Genomic DNA, 25,858 nt, shown 5'->3' with positions numbered 1-25,858 from the left:
CCCTTCACGAAACAGCTGCCGGGACCTTCGCCCCGATCAACTGGGTGCAGGCCACACCGGGACCACTTCGTGCCACCGACCGACGCCACCGCGAAACGGTGGCTATTCTGCATTCATGTCTGTCACCACGATGACTCTGCGCATTCCTGATGAACTGGCCCCCTCGATCAGGGCGGCGGCCTCGGGCGCCAACATGAGCGTGAACGCGTGGATCGTGCGCGCGGCACGCCGCGCCGCGACCCTCGACGCCGCGCACCAGCTCGCCGATCTCGGCCTCGGAGACGAGCTCGCGGGAGAGGGAGACGCTCTGTGAAACGTGGTGAGGTCTGGGCCCTCCCCGACGAGCGCAATGTTCTGATCATCTCCCTGACCGGCCTGGAAGAGGCCTACGGAGCGGTGGTCGCGATCCTGCTGCACCCGTCCGGGAGGTTCCCCGACACCGCCATGTCCGTCGTGATCGGTGACCCGATTCCGTGTACCGCCGTCGCGGTCAACGTTCAGCAGCTGCGGGCCACCCGGTTCGACGGCGCGAAGCTCCTCGGCGAGATCCACCCCGAGGCGATGGCCCGCGTCGACCAGGCGCTGCGCGCCGTCCTCGACCTGTAGCGCCTGCCTTGAGCTCCGCCGCCACGTGTCCTGCCGCCCCGCGCTCGCGCCGCCGGGCTCGGCATCCTCGGATCATGTCAGGCCGGGTCGGCCGTCGGCGTCGTCCGCGAGCATGACCGCGGCGGTGGTGCTCTTGCCGACCGCTTCCCGGTGCACTTCGTAGCTCTGGCACACGGCCATGACGATCTCCAGCCCGTGCTGCCCGACCCGGCTGGGCTCTGCGGCCGCGGGCACCGGCAGCCTCGGGTCGCTGTCCCAGACCGTGACCCGCACCGAGCCGCCGGACACCTCCAGATCCAGCAGGCAGGGACCGGGCGCGTACGTGCACGCGTTCGTCAGCAGCTCGCTGACCACCAGTTGCACGGTGCCCATCGCTCGAGTGGACACCGGAAGGTGCCGGACGGACTGCAGGCGCACAAGGAAGGCTCGTGCCATGGCGCGACCCTGGGCGATGTCGCCCGGACTGCCGTCGTACACGGCTGAGCTTTTGACCAGCGCGCCGTCCTGCGGCGTGCCGTTGTCGTGGGCAGCCTCGTCCATGCGCTCCGCCCGCTTCCTGAGCCTTGATCCATACACGGGGCGTCTACCCCCAGAACCCAGGAACACCGGACTCCGCCGTACCGTCCCGCCATCCGCTCGCGTGCCGTGAGTCAGAACCCGGTTCGCAGGGGGAGGACAGTCGCCTACCGGCTGCGCAGGAGGAGCAGGGCGATGTCGTCGGTGCGGATGTGGTGGGGGCCGGCGTGGTGGAGGAGGCTGTCGGCGAGGTCGTCCAAGGGCCGGTCGCCGTTGCCGGTGAGGTGGTCGGCGAGGGCTGTGATGGAGTCGGTGATGTCGGTGTCGGGGGTTTCCACGAGGCCGTCGGTGTAGAGGGCGAGAAGTGATCCTGCGGGAAGTGGCGTGGTGGTGACCGGGTAGTCGGCCTCGATGCCCATGCCGATACCGAGCAGTGGGCCCGGTTCCACCGTGAGCGCGACGGTTCGCGGCGTGGGCGCGGGGCTGCGCAGGAGAGGGGGCGGATGTCCCGCGCTGGCCAGGTGGAGCCGTCGCCCGGCGAGGTCGATGTGGATGTAGAGGCAGGAGACGAACAAGTCGGTTTCGAGATCCGTCAGGACGCGGTTGGTGCGGGCAAGGACTTCACCGGGCAGCGCGCCGGCGGTGGCGTGGACAGCGGTGCGGACCTGGCCCATGAGGGCCGCGGCGTGCATGTTGTGACCCTGTACGTCCCCGATGACGGCGGCAGCGGTGTTGTCGCTGAGGCGGATCAGGTCGTAGAAGTCGCCGCCGATGCCCATGCCGTGGGTGGCCGGCAGATAGCGGGCGGCGACGGCGAGGTCGGGGAAGCGGGGCAGGGCCACCGGCAGGAGGGCCTGCTGCAGACCGTGGGCGAGGTCGTGTTTGGCGTCGTACAGAAGCGCGCGGTCCATGGCCTGGGCGATGAGCCCGCCCAGTGACACGAGGACGGCGCGGTCGCCGGAACTGAAGGGGTGCGGCTGGTCGTAGGACAGGACGCAGCAGCCGACGCGGCGGTCGGAGACCAGCAGGGGCAAGAACGCCCAGGCCTGTTTGTCGCTGAGTCCCGATGCCCTGGGGTAGGCGCGGGCCATTTCGGCGGGGTCTGCGAAGAAGGCCGGGATGCCGCTGTGCAGGACATGGCCGGCGGGGGTGAGTTCGGTGTCGAGGGGCAGGCCGTCCAGGCGGGAGACGTTGCGCGGGTCGTAGCCCCGGTGCCCTGCGATCCTCAGGCGTCCGGCGTCGGCTGCGGAGAGGACCATGCCCTGGGCGCCGAACGCGGGCAGGATCTGGTCGGCCACCACGTTGATGACGTCGGCCACGGTGACGGTCTGGCTCAAGGCCGCCGCCAGGTGGATCAGCTGGTGGATCCGCCCAGTTCCGGTTCTCGTCGGTGAGGTGCCCAGGTCCGGGCTGATACGGGGCGGCGACGCGTCGGCCGACCGTCGGTGGAGACTGGGTGAGACGAGGGCGCTGATGCCGCTGTCGTCGGGGTAGAGCCGGATGTCGAGCCAGTGGTCGGGTGGGCGCAGCGCGGTGTAGGCGACGGGCTCGCGGGTGAAGACGGCGGTGCGGTAGTGGTCCTCGTGGACCGGGTCGTCGAGCCAGGGCACGGACTGCCACGGCAGGGTGCCCAGGAGGCGGTCGGCCCTGCGGCCGAGCAGCCGGGCGGCGGCGTCGTTGAGGTAGGTGATGCGGCCCTGCAGGTCGAAGCCGAGGGCGCCGACGGGCATCCGCTGCAGCAGGTCGACGGCGGCGAGCCCGCTCTGTGCCGGGTCCGGGCCGGGGCGGCGCAGGGGCACGGCACGCGGCTGATCAGGAATGCTCCATGGAGCGGGTGCCTGGTCCAGCACCTGGGTGATGCTGCTCGCGCTGGAGAGGATGTGCCCGCGTTCACGCCGGGTCAGTGAGGATGGGTGGCTTTTGGGCCACACCAGAGCCAGCGCTCCCCACCGGCGGACACCGTGCAGGGGAGCGAAGGCCAGCGCGAACTGGTAGGGCAGCCCCGCCGAGGCGCTCGGGTACAGGCGGGCCATGTCCTCCTGCCGACCCACCCACACGAGGCGGTCCTCCCGCACCGCCTCCGACAGCGGGCCCACGGCCGATACCGCCACCCGTCGCCACGGTGCCACCGCCATCACCGGCACCCCGCAGACCGCGGCCAGGCACAACACCGGCTCAGTCGCAGGCAGCAGGTACACGCCCGCTGCCAGAGCGCCCGTCCGTTGAACCGTGCCGCTGAGCACCTGGTCCAAGGACGCCTCGCCGACTGGTACCACATAACTGCCTTCACTCACATATCAGACAGTATGCCGCCGGAGGTCCGAACGGGGTCTACGCGTGGCATCCAGTCACTCAGCCCCGGGGACGAACCGCCTCACGGGGTTCCAGGAGCCCCGCGATGCGGTGGGCCTCCGGAGGGAATCGTGATCGGCCGGATGCCGCCTGTTCACGGGTGGGTGAACGCCCCTAGCGTGTGCGACCTTCGCGTTGTGGGGGGTCTCGTGAACGGTCTCCGTGTGGTCATCGTCTGCCTCGTGATCGCTTGTGCCGCGGTGGTGTCACCGGCTGCGGCCGTGACGCCGAGCTGGTCGGTGCTGCCGGTGCCGGCGGCGGCCCTGCCCGTGACCGTGTCCGATCTCGCCGCCCGCGGACCGGGTGAGGCGTGGGCGACCGGGTACGAGTACGCCCCCGATGGGCCGCGGCCGATGCTGTACCGGTGGAACGGCACGGCCTGGAGCCGGGACACAACCTTCCCCGGCGCCGGTGAGCCGGGCGGGCTCGGCAAGGTGCAGTTCGTCGGCAAGGAGGCGTGGATCTTCCACAACCGCGAGGGGGTGGGGCAGATCCTGCGCCGGTCGGCGGGTGGGTGGAGTGCCGTCCCGCTGCCGCAGACCCTGTGGACCTACCAGGACTTCACCGCCGTACCCGGTGGAGCGTGGGTGGTCGGGGAGGACGACACCGGGCTGAAGGTGTTGCACTACGACGGTTCCGGCTGGACCACACAGCCCACCCCGGACGGTGTGCTGTACCTGATGGGAATCACCGCGCGTACCGCCACCGACGCCTGGGCCTGGGCGGACACCAGCACCGGGACCACCGTCCTGCGCTGGGACGGCACGGCATGGCGGGACGCGAAGGTACCGCTGCCACCGGACAGCAACGTGCACACGATCGTGCTCGAACCGTCCGGCCGGGTCACCGTCGGCGGCAGCCGGTACACCGACGGTGTGGCCCGCACCTACCTGATGACCCGGAACGGGCAGGCCTGGCGCACCACCTACCCACCGCTGGGCGACACCTCCACCGAGGCCATGGTGCGCGGCCCGGACGGCGCGCTGTGGCTGCCCGTGCGCAGCGACCGCGCGTTCCAGTCGAAGTACGCACGGGTGGACGGCTCGCGCACCACCTTCTCCTACGGTCCGGAGCGCACGAACGCGATCGACGTGAAACCGCGTGCACTGGCGAAGGCCGGGTCAGCACTGATGTCCTTCGGGACCGTCGAGATCTACGGCTCGAAACCGAACCTGATGAGCGAGTGGCTGGGAGGCTGACCCATGGCACGCCGACTTCTCGTCGCGGCCCTCGCCGCCGCCATGACCATCCTCACCATCATGACCTCGGCGGCAGCCGAAACCCTGTCCTGGCACCACGTTCAGGTCCCGGCCCAGGTACGCCCACAGGCCGGTCTGCAGGACGCCGTGGCGTTCGGGCCCGACCGGGCATGGGCGGTGGGCGCCGACGCCGTCGGTCGCGAGGCACCGGGCTTCCCGCTGGTGCTGCGCTGGGACGGAACCGCGTGGCAGCGCCGGCCGCTGCCCGGGATCGGCTGGCAGGGAGAACTGCTGTCCATCGCCGCGACCTCACCGACCGCGGTCTGGGCGGTCGGCCGCGACTCCGCGGGCGGCGCCCACCTGCTCCACTTCGACGGCACCGCCTGGCAGGAGAGCCGGGTGCCGCGCGGCGTCCTGTTGACCAAAGTCGTCACCGGCGGCGGTGAGACCTGGCTGATCGGTTCGAGGGACGGAGCGCAGGTCCTGCTGCGCCGGGACGGGCGCGACTGGCGGGACATGCCGGTGCCGCCGGGAGCCGTGTACGGCCTGCACATCCTGGCGGGCGACGACGTCTGGGCCGCGGGCGCCGCCGCCACGGGTGCGGCCGTGTCGCACTGGAACGGGCAGGAGTGGCAGCAGACGATCGTGGACGGGTTCCCGCGGTCGGGCGTGGGCACCGTGCTGGCGGTCTCGCCGACGGAGGTGTGGGCGGGTGGCACGGCCGGGTTCGTCGGCGGCCCGGTGGGCCGGCCGATTCCGCCGTTGCTGGTCCGCTTCGACGGGCAAACGTGGAGCCGGGTGACCATGCCCACCGACTTCGGCTCGGTCACCTCACTGGTGCCCGACACGTCCGGCGCGCTGGCCTGGGTCTCGGTGGCCCGCTCTCAGAAGTGGGGCCCGCCGGGCAGCAGCCCGCCGTTCGTCCCCGGGCCGGATTTCCTCGCCTGGAACGGACAGTCGTTCACCGAGTACAGCGAACCGGCGGTGGCCGGGGAGGGTGACTCCTCGATGCTGCGACTGGCGCCGGTGCCAGGCACGGAGACGGTGTGGTCCGTCGGCCGTGCCGACGGCCCCGAGGGCACCTTCGCCCCACGCATCCTGCGATTCGGCTGAGAGGACGACACTTCTGGCTGTGGCGCCGGGCATCGAGTGCCGCCGGCTGGGGGCGAGAGCCTCGCTCGGCCGGACCACGATGTCGGCCTCGGCGGAACGATGCGTCACCGTGGCACCGCGCTGATGCGGCGGGCCGGGGCGTGGGCGGCCGCCTTCGAGCCCGCGTCGTCCCGCTGCATCATGGACGCATGATCACTGTTCATCTGACGTACGAGATCGACGCCGACAAGCTGGAGGACTTCGAGGAATACGGCCGCCGATGGGTTGGGCTCGTCAACCGTTTCGGCGGGACGCACCACGGCTACTTCCTGCCGAGCGAGGGTGACAGCGACATCGCCTACGCTCTCTTTTCCTTTCCCAGTCTTGCTGCGTACGAGCAGTACCGCACGGACAGCATGTCGGACCCGGACTGTCAGGACGCGTTCGAACTGGCTCGCCGAACACGCTGCATCAAGCGGTACGAACGCCGCTTCCTCCGGCCGCTCGACGCGGCGTCCTAGGTCGATGGGAGGTGCGTGGTGTGACCGCCGCTCGCGTCGCACGCCGACGCGACGCTCGGCATCGGGACAGCCGTGGCAGAGGGAGGGGCCTCGGCAGCCCGTGGCGACCGCTGGTCACCCCAGGCCGCCGAAGCCGTATCACCGTGACACCCGACCACGTGACCTGGGACTCCTTCGAACAAACCCACCGCACGACACGCGACCCCTCGGGGTTCGGCCTGTTCCGGTTCGACCGCAGTCAATACGATGACGCCGTGCAAGTCCTGAGTGCAGCGATCAGCTCGGACGACACGTGAGCACGTCCCATTGGCTCAGCGCGGAAAGAAGACGTCATGTTTGACTACGTCAACGGACTACGCCCCGAGGAGGCCGCACGCTGGGCCGCGCTGGTCGAGCAGTGCCGACCAGTCCTTGAGAGTGATGGGATGGAGGCTGTCCAGACCTTCCTGGCCGAGCGCGGTATGAGCGTCTTGCAGGCGATCGCGATCACCCGGGCACTGCTCGGGTATCCGGAGACACCGCTTCGGGTCGCCATCGACATCGTCGGCACGAGTGCGGCTCGGCAGTAACTTCAGCGAACGGCGCCCCAAGGCCTCCCGCTGACATCGGTTGAACTGTGGCGTGCGGCCAGGCCCTGGCGGTGCGGTCGGGCCCGGCGTGCCACGCGAGGTGATGCTGTTGGTCAATTCGGGCCCTCGCGTGACGTCGGCCTTCAAGACCCGGTTGTGGTCTTGAAGGCCGACGTTGTCGTAGGGGTGGGTGCGAATGTCGATGCAGTTGAGGGCGACGCGTTGGATCGGGGTCGTGGGGCAGGGTGTCGGTACGGCCCGAGCGGGTCGCGGCGGTGACCGGGTGACTGGTCACAGCACCGCCACCGGGTTGACCGGCGAGCCGGTGCCGCCCGGCACGTTCAGGGGTGCCACGACGGTCATGAAGGCGTACCGACCGGCTTCGGCGCAGGCGGCGGAGAGCGACTCCAGGTCGAGGTTGTCCAGCAGCGGCACGCCCATGGCGGTGATGGCGAGGGCGTGCACGGGGGAGGACACGCCCTCCACGGGCGAGGGCCGGCCGTCGCTGTCGCCGTCGCCGCCCAGCAGCGCGATGCCGCGCTCGGCGAGCAACGGCATGGCATCCACATGAAAGCCGGCGCTGGCGTTGTCGGGGTTCCAGGGCCCCAGCTCCCGACGGCGGCGAAAGTGGCCGGACCGCAACAGGACGGCGTCGCCCTCGCCGATGGTCACGCCCAGGGCCTCCTCGGCCGCCAGGACGTCGTCTGCGTGGACGGCCGTGCCGGGCTCCAGCCAGGCGCGGCCGAGCACGGCGGGCATGTCGATCAGGACACCCCGGGTCACCAGGGGGCCCAGGGCGGCGACCGCGCCGAACCGGGCCCCCTTGGCATCGACGGACCCGCGCGCGTCCCGCCCGTCGTACAACTGTCCGCGGTAGGCGATGTGCGACAGGGCGTCCAGGTGGCTGACGCCCTTGCCGTGGTAGTCCGCGGCGATGAAGTCCTTGTGGCAGGTGGGTTCCGGGGGCTCGATGTCGCCCAGCTCCGTCATGTGGTGCAGGGCGGGCTTGGCGTTGTCGGGACCGGGCACGGTGTTCCACGGCAGGGCCATCGGGACGACGGTTCCGGAGCGCACCAGGGCGGACGCCTGGCGCACGTGGTCCGGGGTGATCCGGTTGACGGCGCCGCGGTCGGCCGGGGTCCAGCGGCCCCAGGTGCGCAGCCGGCCGAAGAGCGCGTCGAACTCCGCACGCGTCATGGCGGGGCCGTTGTCGGGACCGCCGGACGTTCTTCCGGCGCGGTCGCGGGACGAGGGGCCGGACGGGGTGGTGGCCATGGGGGGATCAGTGCTCCAGGGATCGGACCCGCGCGGACGGGTACGGGCGCGCTGCGGTCGGGAGACGGTGGCGCGGACGAGCGAGGCCACGGCGTTGTGGCCGCAGAGTCAGAGAAACACCATGGCCGGTGTGCTGTACGTCGGCCAGAATATTGGTAGGTGTGTGGTGAGCGCAGGTGATCCGGGGAGCCGGGTCCCCGCGGTGACGCGAGCGGTGGCGATTCCCGACACCCTGGCGGCGGCGGACGGACGCCCGCTGTCGGTCAGTGAACTCGCGTGCACCCTGGGGCTGCCCAAGTGTCGCTACCTGTCCACGGTGGACCAGTTGCGGGATTCCTGCGAGCTGTGCCGGCGCAGTGCCCACATCGCGGGCGAAACCGCGCGAGCCGAGAAAGTCAGCGTTGGTGGCCTGCGACAGTTCACGGAACCACGTGAACCACGTAGGGACTGCCGTTCTTGCTGATCACACAGTCCCCGCTCGCCCTGTCCGTGATCGTGGTGAGGCATGTCGTGCTGGATCGCTATCGGGCGGCGAAGTGCCTGGTCTGGGCGAGGAACCTCTTGGCGTCCGCCCCACGGCGGGTGAGGTGGGCTGACGTCCAGGCGAACCAAGGATCGCCGGTGACCGTCCCGTCCGGCCTTGCGAACGCGCTGGTCGTCGTCGCGGACAACACGGTGCATCTGGCGATCAGCGCTGCCGCCCTGACGTGATGGGGGTGACGGCGATGACACGGGCGGAGAGCGCTTCTTGTCCCAATGTTCAACCCGGGGTCGAGGCTCGCGGCGCGACGACGACCTTGGGTGTTGCCGCCGGTCAGGGGCCGCCCGACACCGGCCCAAGTCTGTCATTGACCTCAACTTAGCCTTAGGTTCTACGGTGCTTTCATCAGCGATCCTTCATAGGGGGCACCGCACATGACGACCCAGCAGACCTCCGATGCCGAGCTCGCCACACAGCCGGCGGCTTACTGGACCGGAGTGGCTTACGAGGCCCTTATCGCGTTCACCCGGGCCCAGCAGGCCGACCTCGGCTTCACCCAGCCCCAGTTCTGGCTGCTGCGCAACCTGTCGAAGAACGACATCTCGCCCGACGGTCACGGCATGACGATCCCCGAACTCCAGCAAGCCATGAGCACCTACCTCAGAGCCGAGGACGACCTGGAGACCGAGGCGAAGGTTCTGCTGGACCGCGGCTGGCTCAGCCGCGACGGCGAGGGGCTGCTGTGGATCACTGAGTCGGGGGAAGAGGCTCGCCTCAACATCAAGCGGCACGCCCCGGAAATCCGCGACCGGATCCACCGGGGCATCGACGATGCCGACTACGTCACCGCACTGAAGGTGCTCCAGCAGATGATCCGGAACACCGGCAGCACTCTGGCCTGGCAATCCACGGCACGCTGGCAACCACACGCCGTACCGGTCGGTTGCGCTCTGGGTGTCACACGCTGAGCTTGTTCCCTATCGTCGAGACGGCGTGTAGCTCGGCGAGCGTCTCGAAGCTGACGCAAGCTCAGCGGTTGAGCTGGGCCATCAGCTCAACCGTTCGCGGCGCGGGCGGGCTCGGTGAAGGCGCCGCGTCGACCGAGGTGATGAGGCCCTGTCGTTGCCCTTCAGGGTGCCGCCACCGCTGTGGGCGCCACTTGAAGGCGGATGCCGCGGTCGAAGCGGCGCAGCAGGAGCAGGGCGGTGGTGGCCAGGCCGGTGAGCAGGCCGAGCCAGATGCCGATGGTGTCCCAGCCCGTGGCGAAGCCGAGGAGCGCGGCGGCGGGCAGACCGACGAGCCAGTAGCCGACCAGGGTGACGCGGAAGCCGCCCTTGGTGTCGTCGAGGCCGCGCAGGAGGCCGACGCCTATGTTCTGGGCGCAGTCGAAGAACTGCATCACCGCGGCGATCAGGAGGAGGTTCGTGGCGAGGTCGGTGGCCGTCCGGCTGTCGCCCTCGAAGAACGGCGCCAGCACGGCACCCGGCAGTACGACGTAGACGATCGCCACGACCGCCATGACTGCGGCGGCGCAGGCGAGGGCCGTCGACTTGAGGCGCCGGGCGGCGGCCGTGTCGCCGAGGGCGAGTTCACGGCTGACACCGAGGGACGCGGCGTGGGAGAGGCCGACGGCCATCTGGAACACGATGTAGACGAGCTGGTTGACGGCGGTGTGCGCGGCCAGCGCGGCCGTGCCGAAGCTGCCCACCAACAGGGCGACGACGGAGAAGAAGCCCGCCTCGGAGCCGTACGTGGCGGCGATCGGCGCGCCCAGACCGGTGAGCCGGCGCAGGGTGGCCGGGCGCGTCTTCCAGATGCTCAGCGACAGCACCGGCGCCAGACGGGGATCGCGCCGGGCGGAGAGGTACAGCGCCACGGACGACAGCGCGTACACCGAGGTCGTGGCCAGCCCGATGCCCGGCAGCCCCAGCTTCGGCAGACCCCAGGTGCCGTGGATGAAGACCCAGTTGAGGCCCGCGTTCACGGCGATCGAGGCGATCGTGATGCGCAACAGGGCCTGCGGGCGTCGCATGCCCACCGTGAACTGGCGGATCGCCTGGAACCACAGGCACGGCAGCAGTCCGGGTGCCATCGCGTACAGCACCGGCTTCGCCGCGTCGACGACGTCAGGGTCCTGACCGAGGAACACCACGGCGTGTCCGATCGCCACCATCAGCAGCGCGCCCGCGAGACCCGCGAGCGTGGACAGCAGCAGGCTCGCGCGGACCAGGTCCCGGACCTCCTCACGAGCGGCGTCCGCCTCGGCACCCTCCGCCTCCGTGCCCTGGGCCTCGGCGCGCGCGTCCGCCGCGGCGACCTGGTTGCCGACGGCGGTGACCAGTCCGACGCCCATGGTCCGCAGCTGGTTGAAGATCACCAGGGCCAGGCCGCCGGCGGCCAGGGCCTCGGTGCCGATCAGACCCATCATGATCGTGTCGGTGGTGGTGAGCGCGACCTGGGCGAGCTGGGTGAGCGCGAGCGGTACGGCGAGGGTCGCCAGGGCGCGGCTGTCGGTGAGGAGGCGGGTGAGGGAGGGCGGCATCAGTGGATTTCCTGCGAGGATTCGGGTGCTGAGGTGCGGCGGAGTTTGGTCAGCAACTCGTCGACCTCGCGCTCCACTTGGGGGGAGAGGAGATCACGGGCGGCCATCCAGTCGTCGTCGAAGACGGTGTCCATGTACTTCTCCCCGCCGTCGTTGATCAACGCGACCATAGTGGTGCCGGGCGGCAGCGAGGACAGCCGGGTCAGTGCCTCGTACACGACTCCGCCCGCGGAGCCGCCGAGGAGCAGCCCGGCGCGCCGGGCGACGGCCCGCGCGGTGGCGAACGCCTCGATGTCCCCGACCTTCACTCCCTCGTCCAGCAGTGAGTAGTCGACCATCGCCCCGATCGTCGCACCCTCGGGCGTGCCGGTGCCCGACTGGTAGTAGTCGTGCGCGGGCGGCCCGAACGCGATCGATCCCTTCGGCTCCACGCCGACGATCCGCAGCCCGGGCAGGCTCTCCCGCAGCGGGCCACCGGTACCGAACAGTCCGCCGCCGGTGCCCACCGCACCGACGAGGATGTCGATACGGCCGTCCAGCGCGGCGTGGAGTTCCCGGGCCACCGGGTGGTAGCCGACTCCGTTGGCCATGTTGTTGTGCTGCTCGGTGAAGTAGGCGTTGTCGGACTCGGCGGCCATCTTCTCCGCGAACTCCTCGCGGGCGGCGGTGGCCAGGTCCTCATCCCCACCGTCGGCGACGTACACCAGCTCCGCACCGAGGGCCTTCATCGCGCGCAGCTTGTCGACGGCCGCGTGGTGGTCGACGACGGCGGTGAAGGTGTAGCCGCGCTCGGCGGCCACGACGGCCAGGCCGAGCCCGGTGTTGCCGGAGGTCGACTCGATGATCCGGCCGCCGGGGCGCAGCAGGCCGCGCTCCTCGGCGTCGATGACCATCTGCCGGGCCATCCGTATCTTGGCCGTGCCGGTCGGGTTGAACTGCTCCAGCTTCAGCAGCAGCCGGGCGTCGCTCTCCGTGCGGGCCAGCTCGAACAGCGGGGTGGCGCCGATGAGTTCGGAGACCTGCCGCACGACGGGCGGCCGGTACAGGGGGTCGACCATGGGGGCTCCTGTGATCCTTCAGTGGGGGTGGCGGTCGAGACGCCAGCGGAAACGGGATCCCGAAGGCTCGACGACGACCTTCGGCGGCAGCGGAAGGTCGTGGAACGGCGACTCGTTGGAGTCCATCTGGTAGCCCGCCGTGTTGAGGTACACGAGCAGGTCGCCGACGGCGGGACGCACCGGGAAGGGGATCTTGCGCCAGGTCAGCATGTCCGACTCCAGGCAGGTCGCGGCCCCCACGCAGGCCGGGTACGGGCCTGCGTCGGCCACCTGGCCCGTGCCGGTCGGCACGAGCACCGGGTCGGGCAGGAACTCGCTGTCGAACCACTGCTCCGAGAGGCTGAGGCTGCTGCCGTCGACGGTGAGGAGCGCGTATCCGTCCCGCTCCTTGACACCCTGGATCCGGAACACCGTGAACCCGGCCTGGTCCAGCAGGGCCCGGCCCGGTTCGACGAGCAGCGTGACACCGGCCGCCCGCAGCAGCCCGGCGAGGCTGGTGCCCTCGCCCGATCCGGTCGGGGTGGCCGCCAGGATCGTACGCAGGGCGTCGGCGCCGGCGACGGGGGAGTGGTACGGGTAGAAGCCCCCGAAGGACTTGCGCGCGTGGAAGTGCTCGGGGCGTCGGCTCTCCTCGAACCGCCGCCAGTCGTCGGCGCCGACGTAGTCCACGGCGAAGCCGCCGCCGATGCTGATCCGGTCGGCGCGCAGCCCGAGTGCGCGAGCACGCGTGCACAGGCCGATCAACTCGGCGGCCAGGTCGGCGCGTTGGCGTATGTCGTAGCCGGAGAGGTGGAAGCTGAAGCCCTCCATGTCGACGGGACCGGCGACACAGCGCCGCAGGGCCGACTCCCACTCGTCCTCGCCCAGACCGAAGCGGCTGTCGGGCTGCTCCGGGGGCAGCCTGCGCAGCACCACCCGTGCGGTGCGGCCGAGTTCGTCCGCGAGCGACAGGATCCGGTCCAGTTCGTCGAGCGCGTCCACCGCGATCAGCGCGCCCTGGAGCACGGCGACGCGCAGCAGGTCGTCCGCCTTGGCCGGACCCGTCACCACCAGGTCCTCGCCGCGCACCCCGGCGGACAGCGCCTCACGCAGCTCCCCTTGGCTCGCCACGTCCACGCCCAGCCCGGCCACGGCGGCCCGCTCGGCGTAGACGGCGGCCTTGTTGGCCTTCTTCGCGTAGTACACCCGGCCGTCCACGCCCGCCTCGGCGAATGCCTCCCGGAAGGCGGCCGCGTTGGCGTCGAAGCGCTCCGGGAACAGCACGTGGTACGGGCCTCGGAGGCCGTGGCTCAGCTCGCGCAGCAGTGTGTCGCCCAGCAGGGAACGCACCTCGGGTGTGGTGTGCGAGGCGAGCGCCGTCGTCACTTCCACAGCGGCACCGCCGTGCCCAGCCCCTGGGCGAGGGCCAGTTGGGCGAACCGGTGCCCGAGGGCGATGTCCGTGACGACCAGCCCGCTGTTGTAGGCGAAGATGCGCTGCCCGGCATCCGTGCGGCCCTCGGCGCGACCGGCCAGTACGTCAGGGAACTCGGCGTCCACATCGCGCAGTTCGCCGCTCGCGTCGGCCATGTCGACGCCGGTGACGCGCATCTGCGCGGCGCTGGTGGCGATCACCCGGTCGGCGCGGTGCAGGGTCGAGGGCGCGATGCCGTAGCCGATGAGGACGGACAGCGCGGCGGGCTTGAGCCACTCGGCGTCCACGGAGGCGGGCGTGTTGGGCCCGGCCGTGGCCAGCACGACGTCCGCCTCCTCGGCCGCCGCCCGCAGATCGGTCACGATCTCCAGCTCACGGTCGGGGAAGTACGTGTTCAGCTGCTCGCGCACCGCCCGGATCCCGTCCGGGTGCGTGCCGAAGAGCATCAGCCGCTCCAGGTCAGGCCGTGTGGTCAGTAGGAAGGGCAGCGCGAGCCGTCCCTGCGTACCGGTGCCGATGACCAGGGCGTTGCGGGCGCCGGGCGCGGCCAGTTCGCGGGCCAGCAGGGCCGAGACCGCCGGGGTGCGCAGTGCGCCCACCCGGCCGCAGTCCAGCATCGCGACCGGCAGCCCGGTCTCGTCGTCGTACAGCGTCAGTGTCGTGTAGTAGTGCTGCTTGTCGCGGTCCTCGTGCAGGCCGTACTTGTACGACGTCTTCACCGCGACGACCCCGCGCACCCCGTCGCGGCCGAGCATCGCGTACGCCACCGAGTGGCCGTCCTCCGGCTTGACGGAGAGCTTGCGCGGGTTGTCGGACCTGCCCTCGGCCAGCGTGCGGTACGCCTGCTCGACCACGGACACGACGTCGGACAGGGTGATGTCGATTCCGGCCACGTCGCTGGTGCTGAGGATGCGCAGGGTCGTGTCGTCGGACGCCATGGTGTTTCCTCCCGCGTTGTCGGTGTCGGTCATGCGTGGGCCTCCACGGCGGCCTGGCCGTAGCCGTGCTCCGACTCCTCGGCGGGCGGGCGCGTCCGGCGGCCCTTCGCCCGTACGGAGGAACGTTTCAGCCAACGGTCCGTGCCGTCGTAGCGCGCCTTGAAGGGGACCCGGCCGTGGACGACGAGGTCGTTGTCCACGACGAGGACCTCACCGGGTTCGAGGCTCACGGCCACGCTGACCCGGGCGAGTTCGGCCTCCAGGCGGGCGTAGGACGCGCGGTGCTCGTCGGGCGCCCGGTCCAGCGGCGTGTACGCGGGGTCGAAGCGCAGGGTCAGGCCCTCCTCCGACTCCCACAGGGTGGGCACGGCCGGCGGGTCCCCCTGGTACGCCTGGGCCTCCTCGTAGGCGTCGTCGGGGAGGATCGGCAGAACCGGTCGGCTGAGCAGCTCCACGTCGGAAGCGGACAGTTGCACGTTCCTGATGCCGGCGGCCGTGGTGGCGACGGAGTCCGGGTTGCGCATGCAGCCGAGGATCAGCAGATGGGCGCGGCCCGGATGGAAGGCGTCCTCGGTGTGCGGGCTGAGCAGCACGCTGCTGCTGGCGCCGGTCTGCTCCTCCTCATGGCCTGCGCTCGGCACGATGTTGTGTACGAAACGGCCTTCCTGCTGCCCCTCCCAGGCGATGGGTGTGCCCATCACCGTCGACAGCAGGAGCAGGACCACGTCGTACACCGCTCCGGCGCTGCCGGCGGTCGACCAGTGGCCCGGGGTCGGACCCACCGCCTCGTCGTCGACGTGCAGACCGCGGAGCACGAACAGTCCGTCGGCGGTGTCGACGGGGCGGCAGGCATGGCGTATCGGGTCGCTCAACGAGGCTGCGACAGCGGGGACTTCGGTCAGCAGGCCGGGATGCGTGGGGTCACCGTCGTACGAGGTGAGGAGGGTGTGGGCGGCGGTGGTCAGCTCTGCGGCCGAGTCGCGGTCGAGCAGGCGTAAGGGGGTGGTTCCCATGGGCATGGGGGGGTCCGTCCGTTCCAGTGCGGAGTGCGTGTGCGGGCGCGGTGCAGTGGTCTACGGGTGGGGCTGTGGACGGTCGGCGGGCATGGCGAAGAGGGCCGCCCGAGGTGGGCCGCGTGATGCGGATGCGGCTCCGGTCGACCTCCGGAAACATAGCCAGCCCACAGAAAGCAGGAAAGGCTTGCCTAAGTTGATCTAGATCACACCCCGCATGGCCTTGTCACGCAGGTGTCACACAGGGTAGGTAAGGCTAAGCAAACTCAGTCAACTGCGGGAAAACGAGGGACAAGTGGACCTGACGCGACGTCAACTGCTCTGGGCCGGCGGCGCCATCGGCGCGGGCGTCATGCTCACCGCCTGCGGTGGCGACGACGAGGCGCCCACCGGGTCCGCCACCGGCGACCCGGCCACACCCCGCAAGGGCGGCACTCTGAGAGTCGGCGCTCTCGGCCGGGCCGGCGCCATCACCCGTGACCCGCACGGCAGTCAGGCCAACGAGAGCGACTACCTCATCATCAGTCTGCTCTACGACACCCTCACCATCCCCGGCACCAAGCCCAACACCGAGCCCCGTCTCGCCGCGAGCTGGAAGCCCTCCGAGGACCTGAAGACCTGGCGGTTCACTCTCGCCAAGGGCGCCAAGTTCCACGACGGGACGCCGGTCACCGCCGAGGACGTCGTCTTCTCCCTGAAGCGGCTGCGCGCCACCCCGTCGGGCGCCTCCCGCCTGCCCGGCATCCAGGAGAAGAACATCACCGCCGAGGGCACCGACACCGTCGTCATCGTCTCCGACTACGCCAACGCCGAACTGCCCCTGCTGGTCCGCCTCACCACCTTCGTCATCCCCAAGGGCACCACCGACAAGGACATGGCCAAGGCCCCCGGCACGGGCCCCTTCAAGCTGGACTGGTTCCGCGGCGGCAACGCCCGCCTCGTCCGCAACGACGACTGGTACGGCGGCGAGGTCCATCTCGACGCCATCGAGGTCAAGATCTTCGAGAGCCCGCAGGCCATGGCGAGCGCCCTGCTCGCCGGCCAGATCGACCTCGCCTCCAACGTCGGGGCCGTCGCCGCCCGTACGGCGGAGAGCCGCAAGGACATCCAGGCCGTCCGCCGCCCCAACGACATGGCGATGCCCATCGTCATGCGCACCGCCGACGGCCCGTTCGCCGACCCCGGGGTCCGCGAGGCGCTGCGCCTCGCCGTCGACCGTGAGGCCATGGTCAAACAGGTCCTCTCCGGCTACGGCACCGTCGCCAACGACGTCCTCGGCACGGGCGACCCCGCCTACGACAAGAGCCTCCCGCAGCGCACCCGCGACCTCACCAAGGCCAAGGCGCTGCTGAAGGAGGCCAAGTTCGACACCTCCAAGACCTACGAGCTGTACACCACCGAGGACATCTCCGGCCTCGCCGAGTCGGCCACCCTCTTCGCCACCCAGGTCCGCGAGGCCGGTGTCAAGGTGAAGGTCGTCAAGCAGGAATCGGCCACCTTCTGGGACAAGACCTGGCTCAAGGGCGACCTGTACACCACCTACTGGGGCACCAACGACTCCGTCGTCTTCTTCGCCAGCAAGACCATGGTCTCCGACAGCGGCACGAACGAGGCCGGCTGGAAGAACGACGACTTCGACGCGGCGTACGAGAAGGCCATCGGCATCCCCGACGCGAGCGAGCGCACCCGACTGCTCAAGGAACTCCAGAAGATCGAGTACGACAGCTCCGGCTACCTGCTGTGGGGCATGGCCGACGGCATCGACCTCGCCGGGGCCAAGGTACGCGGGCTGCCGACACTGCCCGGGTACGGAAGGGTGCAGCTCGAAGGCGCGTGGCTGGCCAGTTGACCCCCGACACCACCGCGCCGGCCGCCTCCCGGGAAGCCCCGGGCAGGCGGTCGGCGCGCACCCCTGTCCTGGTCCTGGGCCGGGTGGGCATGGCGCTGCTGAAACGGGCGGTCCTGCTCGCGGTGCTCCTCGCCCTCGTCTTCGGCACCGTCGAACTGCTGCCCGGCGACGCAGCCACAGCCACCTCCGAACGCGGCGAGAGCGCCGCCGACCTCGCGGCGCGCCGCGAACTGCTCGGCCTGGACCGGCCGGTGCTCGAACGCTTCCGGGACTGGATGACCGGCCTGCCCACCGGCGACCTCGGCACCTCCGCACGCGGCGAAAAGGTCACCGACCTGCTCTCCAGCGCCTTCCCCAACACCCTGCTCCTCGGCGGCATCGCCCTGCTGCTCACCGCGCTCCTGTCCCTCACCCTGGGCTGCTGGGCAGCACTGCGCCCCGGCGGCCGTCTCGACCGGGCCGTCTCCGGCACGGCGACCGCAGTCCTCGCCCTGCCCGAGTTCGTCGTCGCCGTAGCCCTCGTCCTGGTGCTGTCCCAGTGGACCGGCTGGCTGCCCGCCGTCACCCTCACCGGCGCCGACGGAACCCCCGCATCCTGGGACATGCTCGTGCTGCCCGCCCTCGCCCTGACCATCCCACAGGCCGGCTGGAACATCCGGATCGTGCGCGCGGCCCTCGCCGACGAGGCCCGTGCCCCGCACGTGGAGACAGCCGTCCTCGACGGTCTGCCGCCCCGTCGCGTCCTCACCCACCATGTGCTCCCCGGTGCCCTGCCCGCCATCGCCGCGGGCCTGGCCACCTCCACCGGCATGCTGCTGGGCGGTGCCGTCGTGGTGGAGACCATCTTCAACTACCCGGGCATCGGCTCCGTGCTGGCCTCCGCGGTCAGCGACCGCGACAGCCCGGTCATCGCCGGCGTCACCGCGCTCTCCGGCGCCGTCATCACCGCAGTGCTGCTCCTGGCCGACCTGGTCCGGGACCTGGCGACGGGAGTCCGACGGTGACCGTCAAAGCCGCCCTGCGCATCGCCCCGGCCCTGCTCCTCATCGGCCTCGCCCTCGTCGGTCCCTGGATCGCCCCGCACGCCGTGGACGCACCGGTGACCGCTCCCTACGCCACCCCCGACTCCGCAGCGGTCCTCGGCGGCGACCAGCTCGGCCGTGACGTACTCAGCCGGCTGCTGGCCGGAGGCCGCGACCTGGTGCTGGCCTCCCTGCTCGTCGCGGTCCTGGTCACCGGCACCGCCGCGGTGCTCGGCGCGATCGGCGCCGTACGACCCCTCGTCGGACGGCTCGTGGAACGCGCCGCAGACGTCCTGATGCTGCTGCCTGCCGTGCTCGGTATCCTCCTCGTCACCCTGTCCTGGCCCGACGGCGGCCGCTTCGCCGTCATCGCCGCCGCCGTCGTCCTGGGCGTGCCGTACGCCGTCCGGCTCGCGGCGAGCGCGGCGACCCCCATCGCCGAGGCCGGATACGTCGAAGCGGTGGCCGCCGGCGGAGAGCGCCTCTGGTACCTGGTCGTCCGCGAGATCCTGCCCAACCTGCGCGCCACCCTGCTGGCCCTGTTCGGGCTGCGATTCGTCGCCGCCGTCTACCTCGTCACCACGGCCGGCTTCCTCCAGGTCGGCCCCCAACCACCGGCCGCCGACTGGGCGTTGATGATCCGCGAGAACTCCTCCGGCCTCCTCCTCAACCCCTGGTCCGTCGTCGCCCCCAGCATCGCCATCGGCCTGCTCGCCCTGAGCGTCAATCTCGCGGCCGCCACCCTCGCCCCCCAGACCGGCCGGAAGGCGGTGACCGTCCTGTGAGCCACACCCGCGACCGGTACGCGAAACCGGAGGGCCCGCCGAGCGACACCCCCGCGATCAGGGTCGCGGACCTCACGGTGGCCACGCCGGACGGCCGGCACCTGCTGCGGGACGCGTTCCTGACCGTCCACCCCGGCCGGCTCGTCGCCCTCACCGGCCCGTCGGGCGCCGGCAAGACCACCCTGCTGCGCGCGCTGACCGGCCTGCTGCCGCCCGGCACGACCCGCACCGGGGGCCAAGTGAACGTCCTCGGCCACGACGTCTTCACCCTCACCGACCGGGAACTGCGCACCCTGCGCGGCACCCGCCTCGCCTACGTCGGGCAGGACCCCGGCTCCGGCCTCAACCCCCGGATGCGCGTGCGCAGCCTGGTCCGCGAACTCGCGGCCGACCGCAGCCCCGAGACGGTGGCCGCGCTCCTCGCCGAGGTCCGCCTCCCGGACGACGGCCTCCTGGCTGCCCGCCGCCCCGGCGCCCTCTCCGGAGGCCAGCAGCGCCGGGTCGCCCTCGCCCGGGCACTGGCACGCCGCCCCGACGTCCTCCTCCTGGACGAGCCGACCGCCGGACTTCACCCCGAACTCCGGGACGAGATCGGCGAGTTGCTGCGCCACCTCGCCCGCGATCACCACCTGGCCATCGCCTTCTCCTGTCACGACCCTGCCGTGGTCGAGCGCTTCGCGGACGACATCGTGGAACTCGGCACGCGACCGCCCCCGCCGAACCCCGCGCCCGCGACACCTGCCGCCGCCCCTTCGGCCCCGGAGCGCCGACCGGCCCTCGAAGTACGGAATCTGCACGTGGCGTTCCGCGGAACGCCCGCGCTCACCGGCGTCGACCTCACCGTCGCCCCCGGCTCCGCGGTCGGCATCGTGGGCGTCTCCGGCTCAGGCAAGACCACCCTGGTCCGGACCGTCGTAGGACTCCAGCGCAGCACCTCCGGCACGATCCACCTGTCCGGCGCCCTCTTGAGCACGGGCCTGCGCGGCAGGACGCGCGAACAGCGACGCGGACTGCAACTCGTCACGCAGAACCCCCTCGGCGCGCTGAACCCGAGCCGTACCGTCGGTGCCGCTGTGGGCCGCCCACTGCGCCTGCACCGCCGCTGCGCGTCCAGGGAGGCCGGTGAACGAGTGGCCGACCTTCTCGAACAGGTCGGCCTGCCGCCAGCCTTCGCCACCCGCTACCCGCACGAGCTGTCCGGCGGACAGCGCCAGCGCGTCGCCATCGCGCGAGCGCTGGCCGCCGAGCCGGAGGTGCTGCTGTGCGACGAGATCACCTCCGCGCTGGACCCCGACACGGGCCACGCGATCATGGACCTCCTTGCCGAGCTGCGCGAGCTGCATGGCACGACCCTCATCCTCATCAGTCACGACCTGCACCTCATCGCCGACCGCACGGACACCGTCACCGTCCTGGAGGCGGGCCGCGTGGTGGAGTCCGGTCGCACGACCGACGTCTTCACCGCCGCGCAGCACGCGGCGACGCAGTCACTGCTGGGTACGTCCGCGCCCGCGCCACAGCCGTGACTTCGAGCGCCCGGCGATGCGGATACGACCGCCAGTGACGATCCTCTGCGTCGGCCGACTCCGGAACGCGCTGGGCGGGACACCGGACTCACAGGGTGCCGTCCAGAGTTCCAGCAGGTCAGCGGAGACTGGACGGGAGGTCAGGCACCGTAACGGGACGGAGCACCGTGAGAGCCTCTTCCTGGCGAGCCACCATCGCGAAGGGGAACCTGTCGACTTCCAGGCAGAGATCGACATCGTCCGGGTGGTATCCGCTCCGCAGCCCACCGGCAAGATCGGCCGCGGCCTGAGAATTCCTCGCGCGCCGGAGGTACGGAGCCGCCTCGACATCGCCTCCGGCCGTACATCGGCCGATGTATTCGGCGCAGGCCAGGTCCTCGTCGGCCTTGCCTCCCTCGCCGGTGACGACGAACGTCACCGGGCCGGAATCCCTGGTTCGCAGGAACCGCGCGGTCGGGCCGGCCACCACGAAGCTCGCACACAGGACCAGAGGTGCGTTCGCGACGGCGAGCGCGCCCACGGTCCCTGCCGTCGTCTTCTGCACCAGGGTGCGGCCGGCGAAATCGCGTGACCTGAGCAGGCCGGGTGAGTTCACCGCGTCGAAGCCCGGCGCCGGAGCTCCGTCCTTCAGAGCCAGCCAACCCGAACGGCTCTCCTTCAAGGCAAGCGCCTCGCTCTCCGTCGAGGCCAGGACGATCCTCTCGACGCCACGCGAGAAGGCCCAGGCAGCCACGGTGAAGGCGCGCATGACGTCGATGACGACAGCGACACGGGGAACACCGGTCAACTCTGGGATGCCAACGAAGTGATGGTCCATCACACCATTCTGACGCCCCTGGATCATCCGAAGAGCACGATCTGATCAGGCTGCCGTCGAGGTGAGGTCAGCGAGGCGGTTCTGGTGCGAGTCGGATCCCGTCAGATCGGACGCGGATGCGCGCGTGCGGGGTGCCGGTTCACATGGAGAACGGGGGAAGACCTCTCAGATCGGGCACGACCCCACGCACAGAAATCGGGCATCGCGGACACTGGACAGCAGGAGAGGGGAGGCCGACCATGCTGACCGTAGTCCGTGAACAGCTGGGCGAAGCCCTGTTCCGCCACGTCGCCGGCCCCGACGGGCCGGCGACGCGTACCCGCATCCATGACACCCCGGGCCCGCGCTGGTTCGGTCCGGACCGCCCGATCCGCACGGTTCACGGTGACGCCTCGATGTTCATCGGTGGGCTGAGCGCTCTGCTGCTGCAGTCCCTGCATCCGCTCGCCATGGCCGCGGTGGCCGGGCATTCCGGGTATCGCGGCGATCCTTGGGGCCGACTGCAGCGCACCAGCACCTTCCTGGCCGTGACGACCTACGGCACCGCCGCGGACGCCCAGCGGGCGGTCGACCACGTCCGTGGCATCCACGAGCGGATCCGCGGGACGACGGTCGAGGGCGTGCCGTATCACGCGGCCGATCCGCATCTGCTCGGCTGGGTGCACGCCGCCGAGACGGACAGTTTCCTGCGTGCCCACGAGCGCTTCGGAGCCCGCCCGCTGGACGCCGCCGGCTACGACGCCTACGTGGCCGACACCGCGCGCGTCGCCGCGGCGCTGGGGGGGGAGCGACCCACCATGCGACCGCCGCGAGCTCTCCGCGCGCCTGACGGCCTACCGGCACGAACTGAAGGCCTCGTCCGAGGCCCGGGCCGCCGCCCGCTTCCTGCTGTTCCAGCCTCCCCTGCCCCTTGCGGTACGGCCCTTCTACGGCGGGCTGGCCGCGAACGCCGTCGCGCTGCTCCCGCCCTGGGCCCGCGGCATGCTGAGGTTGCCCCGGATACCGGTCGTCGAGAGTCTCGCCGTACGCCCCACCGGACGGGCCCTGACCCGGACCATCCGGTGGGCCATGACCCCACCTCGCCGGCCCCGTCCGACCTGAGCCCGACGTCGTGGTCGACCTCGCCACCTGCTCTGGCGCCGCGCCGCTTTCGTCGACCGGCACGGTGGCGACGTCGGCCTGTCGCTCTGGGCATACGCAGAGGCGTCGACGGGTGATTGAGGGTGTCTGCCCGGGGCGCGACGACTGCGACGGTCGCTGCGACCGCCGCGAGGACCCGTGACGACATCCTGGCAGTCCCGGGCGGCCCGGCGACGACCAGACCCACGGCCGTCAGCACCACCGGACCGCGCGCCGCCGGCTGGTCGTCGCAGACGGCCTCCGCTCACCCGCGCGCCGCTGCCTCGGCCCGGAGGTGACAACCCACCACGCCTCCCGGCGGCGGCCGCCACCGCCGTGCGGGGTTCCGGACCGCTGCGCCGACGGGCCCGTACCCGCGCCAACTGCCGCACGCCTGTCCCGCCTCTTCGCAGCGGCCGTGAACGCGCTGTCTGACCACCTGCACTCGATCGCGGTGACGGTGGTCGGCTGGGCGTCCGGGCAGCCACTGCCTCGGCGGCAGGTCGGGGCGAGGCTGTCGTGCAGCCGACGCTTACGCCGGAGGGCGACCCGAACCGGCCAGGGTGGTGCGGTCAGGGGTTCAGGGCCTGCTCGGTGGTGGGGTGGCACGGGATGAAGGTGTCGACGCCGACCAGTTGCAGGACCCGCAGAACGGACTCCTGCGCGGCGGCGATGCGCAGCCAGCCCTGCACGCCGCCCACCCGCCGCTGGGCGGCGACCAGGACGTTGATACCGCTGGAGTCCATGAAGGTCACACCGCCGAGATCCACCACGATCCGCGGCGGAGGCACCGCACCCTCCTCGGGAAGCAGAGCTTCGCCGAGGATGTCCTTGACGTCGTGGTCGATCTCACCCTGCACCGTCACGATCCGGACGTCGTCGACCATGTGGTGTTCGACGGAGAGCCGGCTCGGCCGGTCCTCTTTCTCGATGGCGGTCACCGTCTCCTCGACTGCGTTTAGGCTGGCCCTGGGGCAGGGCTTGTACGGATGATTCTGCCCCACTGCCCCGGCCGGACGCACCAGGGCAGCTGTGCCGAACGACACCGCCGTGGCATGGGTGACGGTATGGCGGGTACTGGCGTGCGCGGGGAATGAGGGCGAGACAGGTGGGGTCCGATGCTGACGGTGACGGCTGTACCGAGCCGGATGAGCACCTGATGCGGGCAGGTTATGCCCTGGGTGGAGACGACAGTTGTATCGCCGACGCCCGTCGCCACGCCGTCACCTTCCTCGACCAGGCCCGCACCGAGCGCCGACTGCCCGTTTCCGCACGCGCGAGGGACCTCACGCAACTGGTCGTCAGCGAACTGGTCACCAACGCCCGCAAGTACGCGCCCGGCCCTGTCCTGCTGGAACTGCGCATCACGACCGTCAGCGTCGAGATCGTCGTGTGGGACAGCGACCCCACCGTTCCCGCGGCCCTAGCCCCCGACCCGGACAGGATCGGCCAGCACGGCCTGGAGATCGTCAAGGCCGTCACCGAGGATCTGGCCGTCGAGCAGACGCCGGTCGGCAAACGCATCACGGCCCGCGTCACCCTGGCCGACGCGCCCAGCAGCGACAGCGCCGCCCGCGGCTCGACGTAAGGCCCGGTTCGCGCGCCTTTCGCCGTGCAACGATCGGCGGCCACGAGACCGGCCGACCCCCGGGTGCCGGCCTCTGAGACCCGGACGTTGCCTCTCCCGGGCATCCAGGCGATGCCTCACTCACGGCCACCCTCCTCGTCAACGCCTCCCGCAGTTCCCGTCGCGCCGAGCCGTGGTCTTCTACGTGGGAGCTGACACCACTTGTTGCTCGGAGCGGGGAACGCCCGGTTTCGCCGGAAGTCGATGCCTCCGCCGGGGGGCTCGGTGGTTCGCCCGTAATGTCCTCTGGTGTCGGGGGCGGGTCGTCGCGTGACGCTGCGGCTGCGGCGGGTTCCACGGGCCCGGGGTGGGCGGGTCTCCTCCGTTCCGGTCTTCGTCGGGACGGGCCGGACCGCCAGCCAGGTGACGGCGGGAAGTTCAGGGAGTGAGGGCCCGCGACGAACAACTGCTTCGAGTCACGCGAGCGACTTGTCCGCCAGGATACGTTCCAAGGAACGTCGACCCGTCCGGCTCATGGCCGGGTTGCTTTTGACGTAGTACCAGACCAACCCCATCGCTTGGACGAAAGCCCACGCCTTGCCTCGCTCCCATTCAAGGTCGTCGCTACCCAGGCGATCACGGAGCACCTGCCGCGGCCCAGCCTCGAGCAAATGCCACGCGCTCACAAGATCCAGCGAAGGGTCGGCCGGCCCGAAGCCGCCGACGTCGAGAATTCCCGTGAGCCGACCAGCGGACACGAGCACGTTGCCGGGAATCAGATCGCAATGGGCCATGGCGTCCTCAGCCGCACCTCGCGGCAGATCGCGCAAAGTTGCCCAGATGGGGCGCAGTCGGGAGACATCCAGGAGCTGCTCACTGTGTCCGAAACAGGTCTCCATCCACGCGTCATGGGACCGCAGGTCGCCTCCCCGGCCTGTACCGGAGAACGTGCGGCCATGCGTGTCGATCGCGCGTAGATCGCCGATGAGATCGGCCAAGTCGCGGGCGAACGCGGACGATTCGCCTGGGTCCTCGTCGGCGGCCACGACGCCGGGCAGCCACGTCTGCACCGACCACGGAAGCGGGTAACCTGCACCGGGTTCACCAAGCGCGACCGGCTCGGTCGTGGGGAAACGCGTGCGACCTGCCAGCTCGCGAGCCGCTTCCGCTTCGGACTCCAGCCAGCGCCGCGTCGGCTCGACCTCAGCGGACTCAAGAGGGAATCGGGCTGTGAACCGATCGCCAATACGGAAGATGGCGTTGACCGTACCCTGCGACGCGATGCTCCTGACCGGCAGGCTCCGCCAGTCAGGAAACTGCTGCTCTATCAACATGCGCACCGTCTCAGGTGACACCGTCAGCTGGTTGGCGTGCATCTTCATACCGAAAGAATTCGCGTCACGATCTGCAACCGCAACCCATTTCTGTCGCGCAACGCTGCCTGCTGGAAGTCCGGCACGTGGTGGCGGTGACCCTGAGTGCCATGGCGGGTCAAGCCATGGCGGCCATGGCGGTCACCGAGACCAGCGGACGGCCCTCCGCAGCGGTGCGCCCCATCAAGAACCGTTGTCGGATCGCATCGACATTTTCGAGCTGAC

General features: G+C 70.8%; 24 protein-coding genes and 1 pseudogene. 14 read left to right on the top strand and 11 right to left on the bottom strand.

Going from position 1 to position 25,858, the window contains the following annotated elements; genetic code table 11:
- Positions 1-115 precede the first annotated feature (115 nt).
- Both AWZ10_RS34325 and AWZ10_RS34320 read left to right on the top strand, forming a co-directional pair.
- Complete coding sequence (locus AWZ10_RS34325) at positions 116-313, top strand: toxin-antitoxin system HicB family antitoxin (RefSeq protein WP_234360633.1); 198 nt, start codon at positions 116-118, stop codon at positions 311-313.
- Positions 310-606 (top strand): hypothetical protein, encoded by a 297-nt coding sequence (locus tag AWZ10_RS34320; RefSeq protein WP_046704038.1) that lies wholly within the window; start codon positions 310-312, stop codon positions 604-606. The genes AWZ10_RS34325 and AWZ10_RS34320 overlap by 4 nt, the downstream gene beginning before the upstream one ends.
- Before the next feature lie 72 nt (positions 607-678).
- Here the strand turns inward: AWZ10_RS34320 and AWZ10_RS34315 are convergent, their stop codons facing one another.
- Together AWZ10_RS34315 and AWZ10_RS34310 are read right to left on the bottom strand one after the other, a co-directional pair.
- Positions 679-1,146, bottom strand: coding sequence for an ATP-binding protein (locus AWZ10_RS34315; protein ID WP_046704039.1), 468 nt, complete (start codon positions 1,144-1,146; stop codon positions 679-681).
- A gap of 143 nt (positions 1,147-1,289) precedes the next feature.
- Positions 1,290-3,416: a SpoIIE family protein phosphatase gene (locus tag AWZ10_RS34310; RefSeq protein WP_046704040.1), complete on the bottom strand. Its 2,127-nt coding sequence runs from the start codon at positions 3,414-3,416 to the stop codon at positions 1,290-1,292.
- Between the two features lie 207 nt (positions 3,417-3,623).
- Between AWZ10_RS34310 and AWZ10_RS34305 the strand changes: the two genes are divergently transcribed.
- From AWZ10_RS34305 to AWZ10_RS34290, 4 genes are all read left to right on the top strand, one after another.
- Entirely contained in the window at positions 3,624-4,673 is a 1,050-nt protein-coding gene (locus AWZ10_RS34305) for a beta propeller repeat protein (protein ID WP_046704059.1), read from the top strand.
- 3 nt (positions 4,674-4,676) lie between these two features.
- Complete coding sequence (locus AWZ10_RS34300; protein ID WP_046704041.1) at positions 4,677-5,786, top strand: hypothetical protein; 1,110 nt, start codon at positions 4,677-4,679, stop codon at positions 5,784-5,786.
- A 188-nt stretch (positions 5,787-5,974) separates the two neighbouring features.
- Positions 5,975-6,286: an NIPSNAP family protein gene (locus tag AWZ10_RS34295; RefSeq protein WP_046704042.1), complete on the top strand. Its 312-nt coding sequence runs from the start codon at positions 5,975-5,977 to the stop codon at positions 6,284-6,286.
- 332 nt (positions 6,287-6,618) lie between these two features.
- Positions 6,619-6,855 (top strand): hypothetical protein, encoded by a 237-nt coding sequence (locus AWZ10_RS34290; protein ID WP_046704043.1) that lies wholly within the window; start codon positions 6,619-6,621, stop codon positions 6,853-6,855.
- A gap of 291 nt (positions 6,856-7,146) precedes the next feature.
- On the opposite strand, the gene AWZ10_RS34285 is transcribed toward AWZ10_RS34290, so the two are convergent.
- Positions 7,147-8,130 (bottom strand): cyclase family protein, encoded by a 984-nt coding sequence (locus AWZ10_RS34285; RefSeq protein WP_060892960.1) that lies wholly within the window; start codon positions 8,128-8,130, stop codon positions 7,147-7,149.
- Positions 8,131-8,586: 456 nt separating this feature from the next.
- Between AWZ10_RS34285 and AWZ10_RS34280 the strand changes: the two genes are divergently transcribed.
- Both AWZ10_RS34280 and AWZ10_RS34275 read left to right on the top strand, forming a co-directional pair.
- Positions 8,587-8,841 carry a hypothetical protein gene (locus tag AWZ10_RS34280; RefSeq protein WP_052769554.1) on the top strand — a complete coding sequence of 85 codons (255 nt, stop codon included), beginning with the start codon at positions 8,587-8,589 and terminating at the stop codon, positions 8,839-8,841.
- Between the two features lie 204 nt (positions 8,842-9,045).
- Positions 9,046-9,579 (top strand): MarR family winged helix-turn-helix transcriptional regulator, encoded by a 534-nt coding sequence (locus AWZ10_RS34275; protein WP_234360632.1) that lies wholly within the window; start codon positions 9,046-9,048, stop codon positions 9,577-9,579.
- 161 nt (positions 9,580-9,740) lie between these two features.
- Here AWZ10_RS34275 and AWZ10_RS34270 read toward each other — a convergent pair whose 3' ends face one another.
- The 5 genes from AWZ10_RS34270 to AWZ10_RS34250 are packed head-to-tail and all read right to left on the bottom strand — an operon-like array spanning position 9,741 to position 15,581.
- Positions 9,741-11,153 (bottom strand): MATE family efflux transporter, encoded by a 1,413-nt coding sequence (locus tag AWZ10_RS34270; RefSeq protein WP_060892959.1) that lies wholly within the window; start codon positions 11,151-11,153, stop codon positions 9,741-9,743.
- Positions 11,153-12,211, bottom strand: a complete 1,059-nt coding sequence (locus AWZ10_RS34265; RefSeq protein ID WP_060892958.1) for a cysteine synthase family protein — start codon at positions 12,209-12,211, stop codon at positions 11,153-11,155. Before AWZ10_RS34265 ends, AWZ10_RS34270 begins: the two co-directional genes overlap by 1 nt.
- A gap of 18 nt (positions 12,212-12,229) precedes the next feature.
- Positions 12,230-13,576, bottom strand: coding sequence for an alanine racemase (locus tag AWZ10_RS34260; protein WP_060892957.1), 1,347 nt, complete (start codon positions 13,574-13,576; stop codon positions 12,230-12,232).
- Positions 13,573-14,595: an ornithine cyclodeaminase family protein gene (locus AWZ10_RS34255; RefSeq protein WP_079104553.1), complete on the bottom strand. Its 1,023-nt coding sequence runs from the start codon at positions 14,593-14,595 to the stop codon at positions 13,573-13,575. Before AWZ10_RS34255 ends, AWZ10_RS34260 begins: the two co-directional genes overlap by 4 nt.
- Positions 14,592-15,581 (bottom strand): TauD/TfdA family dioxygenase, encoded by a 990-nt coding sequence (locus AWZ10_RS34250; protein WP_046704048.1) that lies wholly within the window; start codon positions 15,579-15,581, stop codon positions 14,592-14,594. Before AWZ10_RS34250 ends, AWZ10_RS34255 begins: the two co-directional genes overlap by 4 nt.
- A gap of 289 nt (positions 15,582-15,870) precedes the next feature.
- Here AWZ10_RS34250 and AWZ10_RS34245 point away from each other — a divergent pair, with 289 nt between their 5' ends.
- The 4 genes from AWZ10_RS34245 to AWZ10_RS34230 are packed head-to-tail and all read left to right on the top strand — an operon-like array spanning position 15,871 to position 20,757.
- On the top strand, positions 15,871-17,424 hold the full coding sequence (locus AWZ10_RS34245; RefSeq protein WP_060892956.1) for an ABC transporter substrate-binding protein: 1,554 nt from the start codon (positions 15,871-15,873) through the stop codon (positions 17,422-17,424).
- Positions 17,409-18,428, top strand: a complete 1,020-nt coding sequence (locus tag AWZ10_RS34240; protein ID WP_408991795.1) for an ABC transporter permease — start codon at positions 17,409-17,411, stop codon at positions 18,426-18,428. The genes AWZ10_RS34245 and AWZ10_RS34240 overlap by 16 nt, the downstream gene beginning before the upstream one ends.
- The gene (locus AWZ10_RS34235; RefSeq protein WP_060892955.1) at positions 18,425-19,231 is read left to right on the top strand and encodes an ABC transporter permease; all 807 of its coding nucleotides are present in this window, start codon (positions 18,425-18,427) and stop codon (positions 19,229-19,231) included. The genes AWZ10_RS34240 and AWZ10_RS34235 overlap by 4 nt, the downstream gene beginning before the upstream one ends.
- Entirely contained in the window at positions 19,228-20,757 is a 1,530-nt protein-coding gene (locus tag AWZ10_RS34230; RefSeq protein ID WP_060892954.1) for an ABC transporter ATP-binding protein, read from the top strand. Before AWZ10_RS34235 ends, AWZ10_RS34230 begins: the two co-directional genes overlap by 4 nt.
- Before the next feature lie 118 nt (positions 20,758-20,875).
- On the opposite strand, the gene AWZ10_RS34225 is transcribed toward AWZ10_RS34230, so the two are convergent.
- Positions 20,876-21,574, bottom strand: coding sequence for a 2-phosphosulfolactate phosphatase (locus AWZ10_RS34225; protein ID WP_046704064.1), 699 nt, complete (start codon positions 21,572-21,574; stop codon positions 20,876-20,878).
- 239 nt (positions 21,575-21,813) lie between these two features.
- Here AWZ10_RS34225 and AWZ10_RS48660 point away from each other — a divergent pair.
- Positions 21,814-22,675, top strand: a pseudogene (locus AWZ10_RS48660) (oxygenase MpaB family protein).
- Positions 22,676-23,265: 590 nt separating this feature from the next.
- Here the strand turns inward: AWZ10_RS48660 and AWZ10_RS34220 are convergent.
- Positions 23,266-23,634, bottom strand: coding sequence for an STAS domain-containing protein (locus AWZ10_RS34220; RefSeq protein WP_046704053.1), 369 nt, complete (start codon positions 23,632-23,634; stop codon positions 23,266-23,268).
- A gap of 218 nt (positions 23,635-23,852) precedes the next feature.
- On the opposite strand from AWZ10_RS34220, the gene AWZ10_RS34215 reads away from it, so the two are divergent.
- The gene (locus AWZ10_RS34215; protein WP_244172638.1) at positions 23,853-24,281 is read left to right on the top strand and encodes an ATP-binding protein; all 429 of its coding nucleotides are present in this window, start codon (positions 23,853-23,855) and stop codon (positions 24,279-24,281) included.
- 455 nt (positions 24,282-24,736) lie between these two features.
- Here AWZ10_RS34215 and AWZ10_RS34210 read toward each other — a convergent pair whose 3' ends face one another.
- Positions 24,737-25,642 (bottom strand): aminoglycoside phosphotransferase family protein, encoded by a 906-nt coding sequence (locus AWZ10_RS34210; RefSeq protein ID WP_107417554.1) that lies wholly within the window; start codon positions 25,640-25,642, stop codon positions 24,737-24,739.
- Positions 25,643-25,858 lie beyond the last annotated feature (216 nt).

The sequence above is a fragment of the Streptomyces europaeiscabiei genome (assembly GCF_001550375.1).
GTDB lineage: Bacteria > Actinomycetota > Actinomycetes > Streptomycetales > Streptomycetaceae > Streptomyces > Streptomyces europaeiscabiei.
Note: the sequence above shows the minus strand (reverse complement) of the source record. Positions and strands in the feature narration are given on the sequence as shown.